Origin of the sequence: Myxococcus sp. CA040A (assembly GCF_013336725.1) — a bacterium.
Lineage (GTDB): Bacteria > Myxococcota > Myxococcia > Myxococcales > Myxococcaceae > Myxococcus > Myxococcus llanfairpwllgwyngyllgogerychwyrndrobwllllantysiliogogogochensis.
On the sequence record NZ_JABUMR010000001.1, the window covers coordinates 624,010 to 642,466 of the forward strand.

At 69.5% G+C, this 18,457-nt stretch carries 18 protein-coding genes and 1 other RNA gene; 9 read left to right on the top strand and 10 right to left on the bottom strand.

Going from position 1 to position 18,457, the window contains the following annotated elements:
- Positions 1-86 precede the first annotated feature (86 nt).
- A complete protein-coding gene (locus HUA75_RS02555; RefSeq protein ID WP_141649246.1) occupies positions 87-1,610 on the top strand; it encodes a cellulose synthase family protein in 1,524 nt (507 codons plus the stop codon).
- Positions 1,611-1,660: 50 nt separating this feature from the next.
- On the opposite strand, the gene HUA75_RS02560 is transcribed toward HUA75_RS02555, so the two are convergent.
- Positions 1,661-2,191 carry a hypothetical protein gene (locus HUA75_RS02560; RefSeq protein ID WP_141649245.1) on the bottom strand — a complete coding sequence of 177 codons (531 nt, stop codon included), beginning with the start codon at positions 2,189-2,191 and terminating at the stop codon, positions 1,661-1,663.
- Positions 2,192-2,274: 83 nt separating this feature from the next.
- Here HUA75_RS02560 and HUA75_RS02565 point away from each other — a divergent pair, with 83 nt between their 5' ends.
- Complete coding sequence (locus tag HUA75_RS02565) at positions 2,275-3,357, top strand: PEGA domain-containing protein (RefSeq protein ID WP_174485444.1); 1,083 nt, start codon at positions 2,275-2,277, stop codon at positions 3,355-3,357.
- 58 nt (positions 3,358-3,415) lie between these two features.
- On the opposite strand, the gene HUA75_RS02570 is transcribed toward HUA75_RS02565, so the two are convergent.
- A complete protein-coding gene (locus HUA75_RS02570) occupies positions 3,416-4,018 on the bottom strand; it encodes a hypothetical protein (RefSeq protein ID WP_174453047.1) in 603 nt (200 codons plus the stop codon).
- A gap of 52 nt (positions 4,019-4,070) precedes the next feature.
- Between HUA75_RS02570 and HUA75_RS02575 the strand changes: the two genes are divergently transcribed.
- The gene (locus tag HUA75_RS02575; RefSeq protein WP_141649163.1) at positions 4,071-5,846 is read left to right on the top strand and encodes a M1 family aminopeptidase; all 1,776 of its coding nucleotides are present in this window, start codon (positions 4,071-4,073) and stop codon (positions 5,844-5,846) included.
- Positions 5,847-5,856: 10 nt separating this feature from the next.
- Here HUA75_RS02575 and ftsY read toward each other — a convergent pair whose 3' ends face one another.
- Positions 5,857-7,425 carry a signal recognition particle-docking protein FtsY gene (ftsY, locus tag HUA75_RS02580; protein ID WP_174461549.1) on the bottom strand — a complete coding sequence of 523 codons (1,569 nt, stop codon included), beginning with the start codon at positions 7,423-7,425 and terminating at the stop codon, positions 5,857-5,859.
- A gap of 69 nt (positions 7,426-7,494) precedes the next feature.
- Between ftsY and HUA75_RS02585 the strand changes: the two genes are divergently transcribed.
- Complete coding sequence (locus HUA75_RS02585) at positions 7,495-8,052, top strand: hypothetical protein (protein WP_141649162.1); 558 nt, start codon at positions 7,495-7,497, stop codon at positions 8,050-8,052.
- Between the two features lie 15 nt (positions 8,053-8,067).
- On the top strand, positions 8,068-9,210 hold the full coding sequence (locus HUA75_RS02590) for a hypothetical protein (RefSeq protein WP_174485445.1): 1,143 nt from the start codon (positions 8,068-8,070) through the stop codon (positions 9,208-9,210).
- A gap of 91 nt (positions 9,211-9,301) precedes the next feature.
- On the opposite strand, the gene rnpB is transcribed toward HUA75_RS02590, so the two are convergent.
- The 3 genes from rnpB to HUA75_RS02605 form a co-directional block, all read right to left on the bottom strand.
- Positions 9,302-9,699: RNase P RNA component class A (rnpB, locus tag HUA75_RS02595), an RNA gene on the bottom strand.
- Between the two features lie 67 nt (positions 9,700-9,766).
- Positions 9,767-10,393: a ribonuclease HI family protein gene (locus HUA75_RS02600; protein WP_174485446.1), complete on the bottom strand. Its 627-nt coding sequence runs from the start codon at positions 10,391-10,393 to the stop codon at positions 9,767-9,769.
- Positions 10,394-10,399: 6 nt separating this feature from the next.
- Positions 10,400-11,131 carry a zinc ribbon domain-containing protein gene (locus HUA75_RS02605; RefSeq protein WP_141649159.1) on the bottom strand — a complete coding sequence of 244 codons (732 nt, stop codon included), beginning with the start codon at positions 11,129-11,131 and terminating at the stop codon, positions 10,400-10,402.
- A gap of 162 nt (positions 11,132-11,293) precedes the next feature.
- Between HUA75_RS02605 and HUA75_RS02610 the strand changes: the two genes are divergently transcribed.
- Both HUA75_RS02610 and HUA75_RS02615 read left to right on the top strand, forming a co-directional pair.
- Complete coding sequence (locus HUA75_RS02610) at positions 11,294-12,073, top strand: hypothetical protein (protein ID WP_174485447.1); 780 nt, start codon at positions 11,294-11,296, stop codon at positions 12,071-12,073.
- A gap of 154 nt (positions 12,074-12,227) precedes the next feature.
- Positions 12,228-12,392, top strand: coding sequence for a hypothetical protein (locus tag HUA75_RS02615; RefSeq protein ID WP_174453057.1), 165 nt, complete (start codon positions 12,228-12,230; stop codon positions 12,390-12,392).
- Between the two features lie 136 nt (positions 12,393-12,528).
- On the opposite strand, the gene HUA75_RS02620 is transcribed toward HUA75_RS02615, so the two are convergent.
- On the bottom strand, positions 12,529-12,822 hold the full coding sequence (locus HUA75_RS02620) for an FYDLN acid domain-containing protein (protein WP_141649469.1): 294 nt from the start codon (positions 12,820-12,822) through the stop codon (positions 12,529-12,531).
- Positions 12,823-12,968: 146 nt separating this feature from the next.
- Between HUA75_RS02620 and HUA75_RS02625 the strand changes: the two genes are divergently transcribed.
- Positions 12,969-14,642: an AgmX/PglI C-terminal domain-containing protein gene (locus HUA75_RS02625; RefSeq protein ID WP_174485900.1), complete on the top strand. Its 1,674-nt coding sequence runs from the start codon at positions 12,969-12,971 to the stop codon at positions 14,640-14,642.
- 78 nt (positions 14,643-14,720) lie between these two features.
- Here the strand turns inward: HUA75_RS02625 and HUA75_RS02630 are convergent, their stop codons facing one another.
- The 3 genes from HUA75_RS02630 to HUA75_RS02640 are packed head-to-tail and all read right to left on the bottom strand — an operon-like array spanning position 14,721 to position 17,499.
- Positions 14,721-14,975 (bottom strand): DUF3006 domain-containing protein, encoded by a 255-nt coding sequence (locus HUA75_RS02630; protein WP_174485448.1) that lies wholly within the window; start codon positions 14,973-14,975, stop codon positions 14,721-14,723.
- Positions 14,972-16,267 (bottom strand): ComEC/Rec2 family competence protein, encoded by a 1,296-nt coding sequence (locus HUA75_RS02635; RefSeq protein WP_174453060.1) that lies wholly within the window; start codon positions 16,265-16,267, stop codon positions 14,972-14,974. Before HUA75_RS02635 ends, HUA75_RS02630 begins: the two co-directional genes overlap by 4 nt.
- A complete protein-coding gene (locus HUA75_RS02640; RefSeq protein ID WP_174461637.1) occupies positions 16,264-17,499 on the bottom strand; it encodes a ComEC/Rec2 family competence protein in 1,236 nt (411 codons plus the stop codon). Before HUA75_RS02640 ends, HUA75_RS02635 begins: the two co-directional genes overlap by 4 nt.
- Before the next feature lie 114 nt (positions 17,500-17,613).
- On the opposite strand from HUA75_RS02640, the gene deoC reads away from it, so the two are divergent.
- Complete coding sequence (gene deoC / locus HUA75_RS02645; protein ID WP_174485449.1) at positions 17,614-18,447, top strand: deoxyribose-phosphate aldolase; 834 nt, start codon at positions 17,614-17,616, stop codon at positions 18,445-18,447.
- The last annotated feature ends 10 nt before the right edge of the window (positions 18,448-18,457 follow it).

Sequence of the window (18,457 nt, forward strand, 5' to 3'; positions counted from 1 at the left end):
GTCGGCGTGAGACGGGATTCCGATGCCGCCACGCAAGGAAGGACCGCGGGCCACGGGGGCTGCGCGGGAGGGGCTGAGCGTCACTGATGACCACCGTCGAGATCATCTTCCTGGGCGTCTATTTCAGCGTCCTGTGCGTGCTGGCGGTTTACGGCTCGCACCGGTACCGAATGGCGTTCCTGTATTACCGGCACAAGTTCAAGCTGCCGACGCCCAAGAGCCCTTTGAAGGAGCTTCCACGCGTCACCATCCAACTCCCCATCTTCAACGAGATGTATGTGGTGGAGCGTCTGGTGGAGTCGGTGTGCCGCATCGACTACCCCCGCGAGCTCCTGGAAATCCAGGTTCTCGACGACTCAACGGATGAGACGTGTGGCATCGCCCGGGCGTGCGTGGAGCGGCACCGGCAGAAGGGCCACGACATCGTCTACATCCACCGCGTCAACCGCGAGGGATTCAAGGCGGGTGCGCTGGAGCACGGGCTGAAGTCGGCGCGGGGCGAGTTCGTCGCCGTGTTCGACGCGGACTTCGTGCCGAGCCCTGACTTCCTGTTGCGCACGGTGCCGTTCTTCTCCGACGCGAAGGTGGGCATGGTGCAGGTGCGCTGGGGGCACCTCAACCGTGAGTTCTCCATCCTCACGCAGGCCCAGAGCATCTTCCTGGACGGCCACTTCATCATCGAGCACACGGCGCGCAACCGCTCCGGCTGCTTCTTCAACTTCAACGGCACCGCCGGCATCTGGCGTCGCGGCACCATCGCGGACGCGGGTGGCTGGCAGCACGACACGCTGACCGAGGACCTGGACTTGAGCTACCGCGCTCAGCTCAAGGGCTGGCAGTTCGTGTTCCTCCCGGAGGTCATCTCCCCGGCCGAAGTCCCGGTGGACATGAACGCCTTCAAGAGCCAGCAGCACCGCTGGGCCAAGGGCTCCATCCAGACGGCGAAGAAGCTGCTCCCCACCATCCTCAAGAGCGACCTGCCGCTGGCGGTGAAGCGCGAGGCGTTCTTCCACCTCACCAACAACATGGCTTATCTGTTGATGGTGCTGCTGTCGGTGCTGATGCCCATCAGCATGGTGGTGCGCTTCCAGCACGGCCTCTACGGCACGCTGTTCCTGGACCTGCCCTTCTTCATCTCCGCGACGGCGAGCGTGTGCTTCTTCTACGTCGCCGCGCAGCGGGAGCGGGGCGTGACGGGCTGGGAGCGGGTGAAGTACCTGCCGTTCCTGATGAGCCTGGGCATCGGCCTGGCCATCAACAACGCCAAGGCCGTGGCGGAGGCGCTGCTCAACCAGCAGTCGGGCTTCGCCCGCACGCCGAAGACGGGCGCCGAGGGCAAGAAGGTCATCGCGGTGAAGAAGGCGTACCGCGGCAGCAAGACGCTGATGCCGGTGGTGGAGCTGCTGTTCGCGGCGTACTTCACCGGGGCGCTGTGGTTCGCCATCGACGCGCGCATCTACACGTCGCTGCCCTTCATCATCCTGTTCCAGGCGGGCTTCCTCTACGTGGGCATCTCCAGCCTGCTGCAGGGGCTCGCCGGCCGCGTGAAGCTCAGCGACGCCAGCCCCGCGGTGAATCCCGCCGAGGAGCAGGCCCGCCGCGCCGCCTGAAGGTGACCCGCGCCGCGCCCCTTCGCATCGGGGCGCGGTGGCTTGTGTCCCTAGAGGCCCGCGTCCGGCGGGTCTCGCAGCAGCACCTGCCGCAGCCTCACTGGAGGCGGACCGGAGCGGGAAGGCCGGCACCCTTCGTCGATGGACGTGCTGGCCACCGCGCGCAGCGTGAGGCCCGCGTCGTCACACGCCACCAGCTCCGTGGGGAACGCGACGGGGCAGGGTGCTCCCGAGCCGGTGAAGCCCGTGGCGCGCGTCTCGCCCACGAAACCTCCGGGTGTGCGCTCGAGGATGATGGACGCGGTGCTCGAGTCGGGTGACTCCGTGCCCGCGTCGCCGTCCGCGCGGGCTCGCACCACGGCCAGTGACAGCGTCCCGCCATCATCTTCGCCGTGGTAGCGGAAGGCCGGATTCTCGGCGTGGCGGTACTCGCCTGCCTGGCTGCTCTCGCACCCCGCGGGGACGCGCACAGGGGGCGGAGGTGGGGGCCGTGTCTCCACGGTGGGAGGAGCCTTGGCGGGGCACGCCGTGAGACAGAGGACACTGAAGCCGAGGGCCAATGAGGGCAGGGCGCGGTGCATGGGGCGCGGATATTGGCTGAATGGACGGTTGGGAGGGACTTCGTTTGATTCCCCTTGGACGACTCTCTAACCTTCGGTCCGTCATGAGCATTCGACGCCTCGTCCTCTTTTCGCTGGTGGCCGCCCTGGTGGCCCCGTCTTCCGCGCTCGCGCAGGCCGATGACCTCCTGGCCCCCCTCACGCCGTCGAAGTCGTCGAAGGCGAAGGCGGGCAAGACGAAGGTGGTGAAGAAGAAGAAGGCGGAGAAGGTGACGAAGAAGCCCGCGCGCACCAAGGCTCCGGCCACCGCGAGGGGCAGCAAGAAGAAGAACCTGCCGCCTCCCGACGAAGGCCTGCTGGCGCCGCTGGCCCCGGTGAAGACGGAGCTGGCGGTGTTCATCGGCGGCCCCGTCCGGGGTGCGCGGCTGACGCTGGATGGTCGCGACGTGGGGGTGCTCACGCCGGCTCCCACGCAACTGACGGTGACGCCGGGCGAGCACACGCTGGTGGTCCGCAAGCCGGGCTACGCGGAATACACGCGGCGGCTGGACGTGAAGGAGGGCACGCAGACGGAGGTCAAGGTGGCGCTGGAGGCCACCATGGGCTTCGCGCGAGCGCTCGCGGACGTGGCCGGCACCGTGGTGCTGGTGGACGACGTCGAGGTGGGCACGGTGCCGCTGAGCGACATCCTCCTCAAGCCCGGCTCGCGCGAAATCGAGTTCCGCGCCGAGGGCTACAAGTCCCACGTCCACAACATCAACGTGCTGGCCGGGACGAACTACGAGCTGACCGGGCGGATGCGCCCGGCGGTGGACACGGGTCTGGCGAGCAACACGGCGCGTGCCGGGGACTCTCCGCGCACCCCGCCGGTGCTGGACCCCTCGACGTCGATGCCTGACGAGCCGAACCCGGCCCTGTCGTTCGACACCGACTCGCCGGACGCGGAGGTAGAGGGCTCCAGCAAGCCCTGGTACGGGCGTTGGTACGTCTGGGCGGGAGTGGGCGCGGTGGTCGCCGCCGGTACCGTGGGCGCGGTGATGGCCACGCGGGACCCCACCCTCAAGCTGCAGGACAAGAACACGCTGTGCCCCGAGGACTGCGTCTTCTTGAAGGGCGGAGCCCCACGCTCTGGTGGCGCCGGTGCGGGTCCCTTCAAGACGCCCGCGGTCGGCGGGCTGCGCTTCTAGGCTTGGGTGCTCCAGGCCGCGCCCGCGCTGCTTCGGCGGGAGCGCGGCCTGTCGGGCCTCATTCGCCGCGCAAGTCATCCTCGACGGCGCGCTGCTCCGGGGCGGTGAGCACCAGGTAGACGTCCGACACGCGGCCCACGCCCCAGGAGTCCAGGACGGTGACGCGGACCTTGAAGGGCGAGGACTCCGGCAGCAGCTCGGTGACGTCAATCTCGCCGGGCTCGAAGCTGAAGGCGCGGCGGCCCACGTTGTCGACCTGCTCGTTGCCCATGTGGACGCTCTCGGTGAAGCCCACGACGGCGCGCCGCACCACCTTCTTGCCCTGGCCGTCGAGCACTTCCAGCAGCAGGAAGTTGTCCACGCTGAAGCCGAGCGTGCCCTTGGCGTCGCCGTAAAGACGGGCCCGCTGGCCATCCCGGCGCAGCACCGCGCTCTCTCCGAAGGTGACGACGCGAGGCGTGCGCTCGCCTTCGTCCGTGTCGACCTCCACGTCATCGCGCACCTTGTCGAAGGACTCCGTCTCCTGGGGCGGCGTGTCGGCCACGAGGCGGACGGCGCGGGGGGCCAGGGAAACAGAGGGGGTGGGGGCGGCCGCGGGGACGTTCCGCGCACACGCCATCCACCCGAGGGCAGCGGCCAGGAGAAGCGTTCGAGAGTGCATGCCCACGAAGGCTAGACGAGCCGTGGTGCCCCGGGTCAATTAGCATGCGCGCATGCGGACGCTCCTGCCTGGCCTGCTGTCGTGGTGCATGCTCCTCGGGCAGCCCGCTCGAGGAGAAGAGGTCTCCCCGGAGGTGCAGCTGAGCCTCCAGCACCTCAAGCCCGCCGAGCGGGAGCGCGCGGCGAAGGCGCTGGGGCCGCTGGATGAACTGCCGCGCTACCGGGTGCAGTTGGAGGTGGACCCTGTCTCCCGCGAGGCGAAGGGGCGGGTGCAGGTGGAGGTGATGGCCCGCGACAAGCCGCTGACGGAGCTGTACCTGCGGGTGACGCCCAACGCGCAGGGGGGCAAGCGCGTGGTGCTGTCCGATGCGCGGCTGGGGCGCCAGCCCATCGTCCTGGAGCAGCCGGAGCCCACGTTGTACCGCTATCGACTGGTGGACCCGGTGCCTCCGGGCGCGGCGGCGGTGCTGGACGTGGCCGTCCGGGCGGTCGCCCCGAAGGGGGAGAAGCCCGCGGCGACGCTCCTCGGGGGTGGAGGGCAGGGGCCGAAGGGCGACCACGGGGCCTTTTCTGTCACGGCGGACTTCATGAGCCTGGTCGGCGTCGTGCCCCAGGTTCCGCCGCTGGACGACAAGGGCCAGCCCTGGGCGGGGCCGCAGGGCATCGGAGACCTGGCGTTGTATGCGCCGGCGCATGTGCTGGCCTCCATCACCGTGCCGTCGGGCTGGTCCGTGCATGCCACGGGTGTGGCGATGGGCGAGGTGCCCGAGCGCGACGGCCGCGTGCGCTTCGCCTTCGCCGCGGGCGCGGTGCGCGACTTCCCCATCCTCGTGTCCAAGGGCTACGAGGTGTCCACGGCCACGGTGAACGGCGTCACGGTGGAGAGCCACTACGCGGTGAAGGACAAGGAGGTGGGCGAGCGCGTGCTGAAATACGCCTCGTCGGCGCTGGCGGAGTTCGAGAAGCGCCTGGGGCCGCTGCCGTACACGCACTTCCGGGTGGTGGAGGCGCCGCTGTCCGGCGGGGCGGGAGGCATGGAGTTCCCCGGCCTCATCACCGTGTCGAGCATGCTGTATCGCGGCGTGGTGGACCCGTTCGAACTGGTGGCCGGCCAGGTGGACGTGGAGCAGTTGAAGGAAGTGCTGGCGATGCTGGGCCCCGCGGGTTCCGCGCCCCTGACACAACTGAGTGGCTCGCTGGAGCGCACGCTGGAGTTCACCGTCGCGCACGAGGTGGCGCACCAGTACTTCGCGGGCCTCGTGGGTTCGGACCCCATCCACGCCCCCGTGGTGGACGAGTCGCTGGCCCAGTACGCCGCGCTTCTCTACATCGAGTGGAAGCACGGCAAGGCGGCGGCGGAGGCGCTCCGGCGCGAGCTGCTGGTGTCGCCGTACCACATGTACCGGCTGGCGGGCGGCGAGGACGCGCGAGCGGACCGGCCCACGAGCGCGTTCGACAACGAGACGGAGTACGGGGCGCTGGTGTACGGCAAGGCGCCGCTGCTGCACCACGCGTCACGCAAGCTGGTGGGCGACACCGCGTTCTTCCAGGGCCTGCGTTCCTACGTGGACACGTACCGCTTCAAGTGGACGTGCAAGGAGTGCTTCACCAAGGAGCTGGCCAAGGCGAGCCCTGGGAACGCGAAGGCCCTGGAGCGGCTGCGCGTGCGCTGGTGGAACGAGGCCCGTGGCGATGATGACCTGGGCCTGCCCAACCTGGACGCGGTGATGGGCACGCTGGGCGCCGGAAGCGGGTTGGACGTGGACAACCTGGACCCGCAGACGAAGGAGTTGCTCGAGTCGATTCTGCCCTCGCTGCTGGGGCAGTGAGGGCAGGGCGTCAGTCGAAGAGCGCCTGGACGAACTCGCGCGGCTCGAAGCGGCGCAGGTCCGCGATTTTCTCGCCCACGCCGACCCATACGACGGGCAGCTTCAGCTCGTCGCAGATGCCGATGATGACGCCGCCCTTGGCGGTGCCGTCCAGCTTCGTCAGCGCGATGGCGGTGATGCCCACGGCCTCGTGGAACTGCTTGGCCTGCTGAATGGCGTTCTGCCCGTTGGTGGAGTCCAGCACGAGCAGCACCTCGTGCGGCGTGCCGGGCATGGCCTTGTCCATGACGCGCTTGACCTTCTTCAGCTCCTCCATCAGCGGCGCCTTGGTGTGCAGCCGGCCCGCCGTGTCGGCGATGACGACGTCGGCGCCCTCGGCCTGGGCCTTCTTGATGGCGTCGAAGATGACGGAGCCCGGGTCGCCACCCTCGGTGCCCTTCACCAACTGCGCCTTCGCGCGCTCGGCCCACACGTCGAGCTGCTCTGTGGCGGCGGCGCGGAACGTGTCGCCCGCGGCGAGGATGACCTTCTTGCCCTCGCCCGTGAGCTTCGCGGCGAGCTTGCCGATGGTCGTCGTCTTCCCCGCGCCGTTGACGCCCACCACCATGACGACGTGCGGCGGACCGCCGCCTTCCAGCGAGCGCGGCACGGGCAGGTCGACGATGCGGGCGACCTCCGTGCGGATGAGGTCCTTGATGCGATGGGAGTCACTCAGCTCGCTGCGCTTGAGCTTCTCGCGCGCCACCTCCACCAGCTCGCTGGCCGTGCGCACGCCGATGTCCGCCGTGAAGAGAATCTCCTCCAGCTCCACCAGCACGGACTCGTCCACCTGCCGTTGCTGGCCGAACAGGCCGTTGAGGCGGGCCATGAAGCCCTGGCTCCGCGTCTTGTCCAGGCCCTGGGCCAGCGTACGGCCGGCCTCTGCGTCCACCTTGGCGCGGGCGGCGGCCTCCTCGGCGCGACGGGCCTCCTCGACGACGGCGGCCTCCCGGGCGCGCTCGTCCTCCACGAGCCGCTGGGCCTCGGCCTGCTCGCGCTTGCGCCGCTCCCGGGCCTCTTCATCGGCGGCCTTCTTCGCGCGGTACTCTGCGCGCTTCTCCTCCTCCTCGCGCTCCTTGAGGACCCGGGCCTGTTCCTCCAGCCGGGCGCGCTCGCCCGAGTCGGTGGTGGTCCTGGCGGCGAGGGCGGCCTCCTCTCGCTGACGGGCCAGCTCCTGGGCGCGGGCGTGGGCCTCGTCCACCTCGCGAAGCCGGGCGGCCTCCTTCTCGGAGGGCGGCAGCTCCACGCGCAGCTCGGGCCGCTCCGCGGGCAGCGCGGGCCTCTGCTCCGGGACGGGGACGCCGGGCTTCCTGCCGGGCTCGGGGGCGCGCTTGCGGAAGAAGAGCTTCTTGGCCGCCAGAATCATCAGCAGGGCGAAGAGGGCGGCTCCGCCAATGCCCACCGCGTCGCCCGCGGTGAGGCCATCCGACGGAGGGGTTCCCGTCCCCGGCTGGGTCGTCTCCCCGCCCGGAGTGGGGGCGGGGGAGGGGGAGGGCGGCACCTGAGCGGTCAGGGCGTCGAGGGCATTGGGGGTCTTCATGTGCGCCGCTCCGCATACACCAACACGCCGGTGGATGCAGCGCCCGTGGCCGAGTAGAACCGACGTGCCATGCGCCTCAAGCTCCCCACCGTCATGCTTTCGTCGGTCCTCCTGCTGGGAAGTGCCTGCATCGTCGAGGCCCCGGGTGGTGCGAGTCCCGAGCAGCGGCGAGCCGCCACCGTCACCCAGGTACCAGCCCTGTCCGTGCGCAATGGCGCAAACCTGGGCGGCAAGGTGGAGCTCGTCGCCGCCACCGTGCAACCCGGGCGGCTGACGCCCGGGGAGCGGGCCCAGGTCACCGTCTACTTCAAGGTGCTCGAGGCCCTGGACGCCGACTACCTCATCTTCGTCCACGTCGAGGACGCCGGCGGGCGCATGGAGCGGATGAACCTGGACCACATGCCGGCCAACGGCATGTTGCCCACGTCACAGTGGAAGCCGGGCGAGACGGTGAAGGACGAGTTCTCCATCTACCTCCCCGCCGATGCCAACCCGAAGGCCCTCAACATCTGGCTGGGCCTGTGGGACCCGAAGACGGATGCCCGCCTGCCGCTGACGAACCGGGACGCGGTGCGAAACGACGGAAGGGACCGCATCCTCATCGCCCAGGTCCCCGTGGCCCACTGAAGTCGTGGGAGTGTGATGGACACGGCCTGGGTGGTGCTCGGGATTCTGGCGGGGCTGGCGCTGGGCGTCGCCCTCCTGTTCGGAGTCGTCGTCACCCTGGGCTTCAGTGGGGAAGCGCATCGCCACCGGGCCACGCGACTTCACGCGGCCCTGCTGCGAGGGACGTTGTTCGTGGCAATCGTGCCCGTGCCGCTCTCGCTCTGGGTGGGTTGGCGGTACGTCTTCTCGGAGCGGGGATTGGAAGGAGTCCCACTCACGTGGGGCCTGCCGATGGCCGCCTCCGTGGGGTGCGCGGCGGTGGCTGCCTTGTTCTTCTTCGCGGGCGAGTGGCTCGCGGGTCGTGAGTCCGAGAAGCGGCTCGAGGCGGAGCGCCGAGCGCTGGCGGCACTGCGCGCCGCGGTCGTCCAGGGGGCGCGGGAGAAGGCGTGCCTCCTGGTGGCAAGCGACCCTCGGGCCACGGCCGACGACATGCGACGGTGTCGTGAGCACGTCGACTCGCTCTCCGAACCGACGCGGCGTTGGAGCGAGCTGTCGCGATTCCTGGGCGACTCGGGCTTCAGGTCCTGGAACCCGTGGCAGGTGGGCTTGAGCCCCGTGTGGGACTGGAACAGGTCCGTGGTGGTCGTCCGGCACGAGCAGGCGTGGTTCCTCCAGGTGTTCTACGAGACGTGGCTCGCACGGCCCGACGCGCTCCAGTCCTCGGACGAACTGGAACAGCTGAGCGCGTGTCTGCGAACGAGCACCCGTCGCCACGGGTGGAGTGTCTCGGCGGTGGAGGTGCTCATGTCCCAGGTGCTCCCGGAGCTCCTCTGGAAGCTCGAGGCGCGAGGGGATCTGTCCCAGAGCGAAGCGCTTGCGCGGGTGCGCGAGCAGCTCGCTGCGTTCCGGACACGCTCCGCCGAGGAGGAAGGACCACCGCCTCCCTCAGTCACCGAGGTTCCCGAAGGCACCATCGGTCTGGCGGAGATACGTGCCGACGGCGTGCTGCGCCTCTGGCTGCGAAGCACTCCGGACGCGGGGGCCTTCGGCGACGTCTACCTCGAGTACCAGCCCTTCGAGGCGGAGCATCGGCAGTGGATGGGGCACCTCGGCTCGATGACCCAGGGCGTGGTGAAGCCGGTGCCGCCCATGAAGGTGCCCAGGTCGCTGGCCGCGTGAGCCGCCAAGCGAGACGCGCCCGATGGGGCCAACGCGGTGGCGGACAGCGCCAGCCGTCGTTGACGGTCCATGGGTGGGCTCACAGGAAAAGCGCCGGAGTGGCCCTGTAAGCCGAGTTCTGTCCCCGCCCCTTTCGGAACGGGCGATGAACATTCATCTAGGGCCCTGGTTACCCAGGGGCCTCATCAGCGAGCAACCCGAACGCATGGGACGGGCAATCCCTGTCCCCCGGACAGCGGGGACGCGCTCCTATTGGCTCTTGCTCCAGGTGGGGTTTACCGTGCCGTCTGAGTCACCCCAGACGCGGTGCGCTCTTACCGCACCGTTTCACCCTTACCCGCCCCCTTGCGGGAACAGGCGGTCTGTTTTCTGTGGCACTTTCCTGCGAGTCGCCTCGACTGGCTGTTAGCCAGCACCCTGCCCTATGGAGCCCGGACTTTCCTCCCGCCACCCGTGACTGCGGTGGCCGGCGTTCACCCGGACCACTCCGGCACCTGTCCCTTACAACAGGCTCGGGACAGCGGTCCACTCCAGGGGGCTCGCGGGGCTCGGGGGACTACATCCGCTCGTCGATGGCGCGGTTGCTCATCTCATCCGCCTCGGCGTTCTTCGCGCGGGGGATGTGGTGGAGCTTCACCTTGGAGAAAAGTCCCAGCAGCCGCCGCGCCTCCTCGAAGAGGGGCCTCAGCGTCATGCTCTTCACCTGGTACTGCCCACCGAGCTGGCGGATGAGCAGCTCGCTGTCGGCGTAGACGTCCACCTCGCGCGCGCCCATCGACTTCGCGTGCTTCAGGCCTAGCAGGAGCCCCTGATACTCGGCGGAGTTGTTCGTCTGCGTCCCGAGGAAGCGGCCCAGTCGCGCCACCACGTGGCCTTCGGGGTCCGTCACCACCGCGCCCGCGCCCGCGGGCCCGGGGTTTCCTCTCGCGGCGCCGTCCGAATAGACGCGCACGCGAGGAAGGGGCTCGGAAGGAGGGGACGGCTCCACCGCTGTCGATGCGGGAGCCGAGGTCGCCGTCACTCCGTCCTCGGCCCTCGAGGGAGGGCCCAGACGGGTGGCGGCTTCGTCGAGAAGCTGACCCAGTCGCTCCCGCGTGAGTCCGCGGAAGGTGCGCACCGTCGACGAGAGCGGCTCCTCACGCGCGATGTGGCGGAGGATGTCGACGAGGGACGGTGCGGGCATCGCGGCCTACTTCGCCGCCGCGGGTGTTTCCTGGAGGGCTTCCACCGCGTAGATGATGCGGTTGCAGGACGGGCAGACGTCCGTGCCCAGCGAGGTGCGCAGGTTGTTGTAGAGCTGCGGGGGCACGTTCATGTTGCAGCCCTGGCAGGTCCCCGCCACCACGCCGACCAGCGCGGGCAGCTTCTTCTTGCGGATGACCTCGTAGCGCCGCAGCAGGTTCGAATCGACGGCGCTCGCGACACCCGAGCGACGGCCCTCAAGCGTCTTCACCTGCGCCTCGGACTCGCCCAGCTTGCCTCGCAGCTCCGCCATTCGCGCCGAGAGGCCTTGCTGCTTCGTTCCGAAGTCGGCCTCCTTCCCCTTGAGGGCCTCGCGAGCCAGGCCGAGCTGCTTGATCAGCTCCACCTGCTCCTCAGCCATCGTCAGGTTGGCCTTCTTGGCGATATCGATTTCACGGGCGAGGGCGGAGTACTCGCGGGTGGAGCGCTGTTCGCTCAGCCGCGCCTCCCACTTCTTCACCTTGTCCTTCTCGTCCGTGATGTTCTGCTCGCGCTCCGCCTTCTGTCGCTCCATGTCAGTGACACGCGCGCGCTCAGCCTCGATGGCGCTGCGAGCTACACCCAACTCCCGCTCCAACTCGGCAATCTGACGGGGGTGGACGTCCGCGGCCTTCCGGAGCGATGCGACCTCCAGGTCCACATTCTGAAGCTCCGCCAGCGCCTTCAATTTCTCCCGCAAAGTTGCTGCCTCCCACAGAGCCGCACCGTGTACGGCCGCGCGCTCTTCTACCAACAAGGGTGATAAGGGTCCAACGCCCAAATGGACCATGAGTCATCCCCTGGGCCCTTGGATTGCTCCTCGCCATTTGAAAGAGCTTCACGCACCCGTTAGACCGGGCACGTGCTCCGCGCCACCTTTCATCGCCCGTTGCTCCTCCTCGCGCTCGTCTCCGCCTGCCGCGAGACGCCCCCTCCCTCGGCCCCCGTCGCTCCCGCGCCGACGGCTCCCTCGCCCGCGCGCCCTGCCGCCGACGTGAAGTGGGGTGTCATCGAGGGTCGCGTTCGCCTCACGGGCACTCCCCCGGCCCCCACCTTGTCTCCCACCACCGGCACCGTCGTGTCCGTGTGCGGCGAGCAGGCGGAGGACCGCTCCCTCGTCGTCGGCGCCGAAGGGGCACTCGCCCACACAGTGGTTTCCCTCAAGTCCGGCGCCGGGCTCCCCGCACCGGCGAGCCTCCCGGCCGACCCCATGCTGGACCAGAAGAAGTGCGTCTACGAGCCGCCCGTCCTGGCCGCCCGGGCAGGCGGCACCCTGACGCTGCGAAACTCTGATCCGCTCGTGCACAACGTGCGCGCCGCCTCCGGCTCCAACCGCTCCTTCTTCAACGTGGCCATGCCGCTGGAGGGGATGACGACCCGCAAGCCGCTCCCCGCGGAGCCGGGCGTGGTGCCCATCCGCTGTGACATCCACCCGTGGATGCGCGCCGTGGTGCGTACCTTCGACCACTCGTACTACGCCACCACCAGCCCGGAAGGGCGCTTCCGCCTGGAGGTCCCCGAGGGCACCCACACCCTCGTCCTCTGGCACGAGCGTCTGCCCCAGGCCGAGCAGACCGTGAATGTCCGCGCCGGAGAGGTCGTCGAGGTGGAGCAGTCCTGGGCGGTAGGAGACCTGAAGTAGCTGGCCCGCCCAGGCCTGTAGCAAAAGAGTCTGGAAGTTTTTCGGCGCTGCGCGTTCTACATGTCGAGGCGTGGGTGATCCGGATTTCATTTCCGCTGCGGCGGAAAAATTGCTACAATACTGGCGAGCAACACCACGAGAGGGGGGCCGAGTCATGCAGCAGGCCAAGAAGCGAACGACTCTGACGAGCCAGGCACACACCCACCAGGAGCCGACCCGCAAGGAAGTCCGGCCGGTGGGGATGCAGGAAATGGGGCCTGGCCTCTACGAGCAGATCCGCCGTGCGCTGATGGAGTTGTCGCTGGCGTCAGGGACTTGAGCGGAGCCGAAGCGTCACGCTGAACGGAGCCCTGGCGGCGCCCCTTGACGGGCGCGCCTCGCTTCAAGGCCTCGTGGGTACCACCGAGGCGCAGGGACTCCCGGCGAATGCCAGGGAGTCCCTACAACCCCACGACTCAGGTTTCTTCTTCTTCGGTTTCCGCGGTCGCGGTCTCGTCGTCGTCGAACGAGTCGAGGTCTTCTTCCTCTTCCTCGCTCGCGGCGGCGGGCTCTTCGGGTTCAATCGGTTCGATGACCTTCGGGGCGGCGGCCAAGCGTCCGCGTCGTCCCTCGGGCTGGGGCTTGAGAGCAGGGCTTTCCCGCTGGTCCGCGCCGCACTTGGGGCACAGCGGGTCAGGCTTCTTCATGTCGTAGAACTTCGTCTGGCACTTGTAGCAGACGAACTTCGATCCGAGGTCCTTCGCCGGCATTCGCCACCTTCTGAATAAGGCCGAGAGAAGACAGAGGGCGGCTGCATAGTTGGCGCGCAAGACGGAGTCAACCGATGGTTTGCGCGGGAGATTTCTAGCGGTAGCATCCAGAACCCAGTCTCCCCTCAGTGAGCCGGACGCTCCCCTTGAACTTCACCTGCGACAATTGCCAGAAGCGGTACTCCATTGCGGACGAAAAAGTCCGCGGCAAGACGGTCAAGGTCCGTTGCAAGAACTGCCAGAACGTCATCACCGTCGAAGGACCCGCCGAAGAGGAGAGCACCCGCGTGGTGTCGCTCGCGGACGTGGAGCGGCTGAGAGCGCAAGAGCGCTCCCTGGCCGAGCCCGCCGCCGCGCCCGTCACCGCCGCGCCCGCGTTGGCCAAGGCGCCACCCGCCGCGCTTCAAACGCCCTGGGACGATGAGCCCACGCGTGCCGCACCCATGCGGGCCACGGGTTCGCCCTGGTTCGTGATGGTGCGCAACAAGCAGGAAGGCCCTCTCGACGAGGGGGCGCTCCGGGAGCTCGTCGCCACTGGCACCATCAGTGGCCGCAGCTTCTTCTGGCAGCAGGGCATGGCGGACTGGAAGCGCGGCGCGGATGTGCCGGAGCTCGCTGGTCTGTTCACCCCGCCACCCGAGCCGGAGCCCCTTCCTCCACCCCCTCCGCCCGTGGCGGAGCCGCCTCCCGCCCGAGCCTCGAAGAGCACACCTGCTCGCCGGGAGCCGGAGCCCGAGCAGCAGCCCTATTTCCCCGAGCCGGAGCCGCAGTACCCCCAGGAGCCGGAGCCTGAGCAGCAGCCCGAGCCCCAGCGAGCGTGGGTGCCTGAGGAGGACCCGGACACGACGTACTTCGGTGAGCCTGATCCTCGAGGCCAGTCCCAGGCCTCGGCGCGGCGAGGGGCGGCACCGGCCGCCAGCGCGGCGCCGCTGAACGAGCTGTTCTCCGACCTGGACCTTCCAGAGCGGGGGGACCAGGACGACGTTCCCCAGGAGGACCCGCTGGCCTCGCTGGGCGGCGGTGACGAAGAGGAGCGCAGGCCTCGGGAGGACACGCGTCACTTCGCCAAGAAGGCGGGTGTCACGCGGCGCAACTCCGGCTGGAAGTACGCCGTCTTCGCGCTGCTGCTCATCATCGTGCCGGTGGGAGCCGCCTACGTGTTGTCGGAGTCGCTGGGCGTCATGCCGCTGCGGGTGACGACGGTGGACGCCGAGGGCAACCGGGTGGAGCAGTCCGTCTTCACCGGTGCTGGCATGGGCGCGCTGCGCGACAAACTGCTGGGCAAGACGCCCCCGCCAGCTCCGCCGCCTGCGACGAAGGTGACGCCCGAGTCGCCCCCGGCCGCAGTGCAGCCCGCCGAGCCCAAGGCCGCCGAGCCGACGGCCGGCACCGAGGGCGCCGCCGTGGCGGCTCCGTCCAAGGAGCAGGTCGCGGCGGTCTACAACGACACGGAGAAGAAGGACGTCGCTCCGGAGGTCCGCGAGGATGCGGACGTGGCCGCGGCGGACACCGAGGAAGTGGGCGGTCCGTCGGACGAGGAAGTGGAGCGCATCGTGGAGCAGACCCAGGTCGCGTTCCGCGACTGCGTGGACCAGGAGTTGCGCCGCAATCCGTCCTTCAAGGGCGGGAAGGTGACGCTCACCGCCACCGTGGGCACGTCGGGCGCGGTGAAGGCCGCCACGTTCAGCCGCAAGGACCTGAACGGCTCCTCGAACACGGTGGGCACCTGCATCCGGGACCGTGCCAAGCGCATGGTCTTCTCCAGCTTCTCGGGTGAGGACGTCGACCTGGAGATTCCGCTCGTCCTCTCCGGGCGGTAGTCCCGAACCAGGGCCCCGGGCCTCTCCCTCTCATCGAAGGGAGGCCTCGGGACCTGGCGCGGCCGCCGAGAGTCCGCCTCAGAGGTCGAAGTTGCCCGCGGGCGGCTTCTTGCCCTGCATCGCCCGCTGACGCGCCAGGCGCACTTCCTCGCGCAGCGCCTCGGTGGCTTCCGCGTCCACCCGCATCGTCTCCAGGTCCAGCACGTCACCCTCGCGCACGCCCGAGGGGAGTGACGTGAGGGGCCGTGTCACCTCGCGCCCTTCGACGATGAGCACCGCGACGTCGTCCTCGATGCGGTCCAGCGTGGCCCGCGACACGCGTGTCTTCGTCATGGGTTGCAGTCCTGGGCGGGACGTCGTTCCTGGGCCGCCGCCTCGCGCGTCTTGTAGACGATGAGGTTCTCGGGGTGGATCTTCTTCGCCCCGTCGCAGTCCGGGAAGTGGAACAACTGCCGCTTCCGGCTGGCGTGGTACGGGCCCTTGTACTTCTTCGAGCGGTCCGTGCGCCCCTCCGCCACGGGCGCGGGCGGCTCCGTCCGGGTCGTCTGGAGCGTGTCGATGGGCCTCAGGTCCTCGGGGGGCGGGGGCGGGGGCGGGACCTTCTTCTCGGGCAGGGGCTTGCCCGCCCAGAAGTCCGGCTCCGGAGTGGGGCCCTGACCCGGGTGCGTGTAGCGCGTGTCGCTGGGGCTTCCCTGCGGCAGTCGCTCGGGCGTGACGACCAGTGACTTGCCGTCGCTGACCACCTGCACCTCGCCATCCACGTCGGTGCGGAACACCTGGACGTGCGCGGCCTTCAAGCGCTCCAGCGTGGCGGCGGCGGGTGCCTTGAAGGGATTGTCGGCGCCCACGGAGATGACCGCGGCGCGGGCGCCCACGCGGGCGAGGAAGGGCGCGGTGGTGGCGCCCGCGAGCCCGTGAGCCCCCACCTTGATCAGCGTGGACTGGATGGGGACCTCTCGCGCGAGCAGGTACTCCTCCGTCTGCGCGAGCGCGTCACCGGCGAAGAGCACCGACGTCTCGCCGTAGGAGAGCCGCATGACGATGGAGTTGATCTCCAGCGTGGCCTCGGACGCCTCCAGGAGCGGCTCGCTGGGGGCTCGGGGCCAGAGGATGGTCAGCGACACTCCGTCCCCCAGGTTGATGCGCTGGGGGGCATTGGGCGTGGACGTCGGCGGCGCGGGCGAGACGACCTGGATGCGGCGCCCGCTGATGGACGTGAGCAGGGCGTCGTACTCGCGCGGCGCCGAGGGCAATTGAGGCTCCATCAGCTGTCGCGCGCCCACGCGCCGCAGCACCGGATCCAACGCTCCGTGATGGTCGTTGTGCGGGTGGGTGAGGATGACCAGGTCCAACTGCTTGACGAGCAGCTCCGGGAGGCGGTTCACCAGGTGGCCCGCGGCCTTCTCCGGGCCCGAGTCCACCAGCACCGTGTTTCCCGTGGGGGAGACGATGAGGGCGGCGTCCCCCTGGCCCACGTCGAAGAAGTAGACGTGCAGCTTCCCGTCGGGGGCGTTGCCGAAGTAGCGCTTGGCCTCCGTGGCACGCGTGGCGGACGGGTCCGGCGATTCCTTGCAGGCCGCCAGGGCCAGCAGGGTCCCCAGCAGGGCGAGATGGCGCGGGCTCATGGGTGACAATCCTCGGCGGGGCGACGCTCGCGCAGGGCGGCTTCGCGGTTCAGGAAGAGCGTGCGTTCAGACTTGGAACGCTTCAGCGTGGAGCACGTCTCGCGGTGGAACACCTTGCTGCCCTTGAGCCCCACGTAGGGGCCCTGTCCCTCGGTGTTCGCGGGCGTCGAGCCTCGCTCACCGGGTGCGGTTCCAGGTGAAGGGACTTTCACCTCGTCTCGCGGTTCGACGGTGCCGCGCCCTGGCCGGGAGTGGCCAGGCACGACGGGTCCGAGCGCGATGGGGCCCGGGGTGATTCCGCCCGGAACGACGAGCAGCGCGCCGGTGCCTCCGTTCGCCCGCAGCGTGACGGTATGGCCGTCGCTGGCGGCAACCACTTCGCCATCCCGGTCCGTGCGCAGCACGTGCGCGCCGACGGCGTCGAGCCGCTCCAGCGTCTCTCGCGCGGGATGGCCGTAGTCGTTCTTGGCGCCACAGGAGATGACGGCGGCCTGGGGCTTCGCCGCGGCGAGGAACGCGGCCGTGGAGGAGTGCCGTCCGCCATGGTGGGCGACCTTCAGCACGGTGGTGGTGAGGTCCAGGGGGCGCTGGAGCAGGGCGGCCTCGGTGTCCGGCTCCGCGTCGCCGACGAGCAGGAAGGCCGTCCTCCCGTACGTCAGCTTGGCGACGATGGAGTTGGAGTTGGCGTCCGAGCGCGTTCCCACGAGAAAGGGCTCCTTCGGCGCGCGCGGCCAGAGCACGGTGAGCGAGACTCCCTCACCCAGGCCGATGGTGAGAAGGGAGTCCGGCGTGGCGGGATTGGGCTCCGGGTTCATCACCTGGCCCACCGACTCGCCGACGAAGCCGAGCAAATCCCGGTATGCCTCGCTGGGGTGGTTGAAGCCCGGGTCCATGAACCGCCGGGCGCCGACGGCGCGCAGCGCGTCCGTGAGTCCGCCCAGGTGGTCCAGGTGCGGGTGGGTGAGGATGACCAGGTCCAGCGGCCCCGTCACCAGGGTGCGCAGGCGGGCGGCGAGTCGTTCCCGGGCCTCGGGAGGGCCGCCGTCAATGAGGACCGTCTTGCCCGTGGGGGAGATGACGAGCGCGGCGTCGCCCTGACCCACGTCGAAGAAGTGGACCGTGAGCGGCCTGGTGTCGGTGCTGGGAGTGGGAGGGGAGGGTGGGCCCGCGGCGATGCCTGGAAGCGCGGCGAGCAGGAGGGCGAGGAAGCTGGACAGCCGAAGACGGGACATCACGGTGCGGACTCTACCGCCACGTTCCCACCCTCGGCACCTCGGGTGCGAGCAGGAAACGCACGGGTCGCCCGCGCGCTTCCCGAGGACCTCGAAGTGGGCTAAGGGGCCGCCATGTCCGACTCCGAGGACCTCTTCAAGTACGTCGAGGAAATCGCCGACCAGGCCCGCCGCCGCGTTCAGGCGTTGACGAGCGCCCGGGAGGCCCCCCCCACCGACGCCGCTCCCGACGCCTTCACCCGCCACGGCACGGGGCGCGTGGACCCGGACTCCATCCGGTCCGCCTCGGACCTGGCGCCGTACATCGACCACACGCTGCTCAAGCCCGAGGCGCGCCAGGAGGACGTGGTGAAGGTGGCCGAGGAGGCGCGTCAGCACGGCTTCGCCACGGTCTGCGTGAACAGCTCGCACGTGGCCACCGTTGCCAGAATCCTCGCGGGCTCCTCCACGGTGCCCATCGCCGTGGTGGGCTTCCCGCTGGGCGCGGCGCTGTCGTCGGCCAAGGCGTTCGAGGCGCGCGAGGCCATTGAAGCCGGGGCGCGCGAAATCGACATGGTGGTCAACATCGGCGCGCTCAAGGCGAAGGACCACACGCTCGTGTTCACGGACATCGCCGCCGTGGTGAAGGCCAGCAGCCCGTTGCCGGTGAAGGTCATCCTGGAGACGGCGCTGCTGTCGGACGAAGAGAAGGTCTTCGCCTGCCTGCTGTCGAAGGTCGCGGGCGCCGCCTTCGTGAAGACGTCCACGGGTTTCAGTTCGGGCGGCGCGACGGTGGAGGACGTGTCGCTGATGCGCGCCATGGTGGGCGAGGACGTGGGCGTCAAGGCGTCCGGCGGCATCCGCTCGTCCGAGGACGCCATGAACATGCTGCGCGCGGGCGCCAACCGACTGGGCGCTTCCGCGTCGGTGGCCATCGTCACCGGCCAGGTTTCCACCGCGAAGTACTAACTCGGCGGAG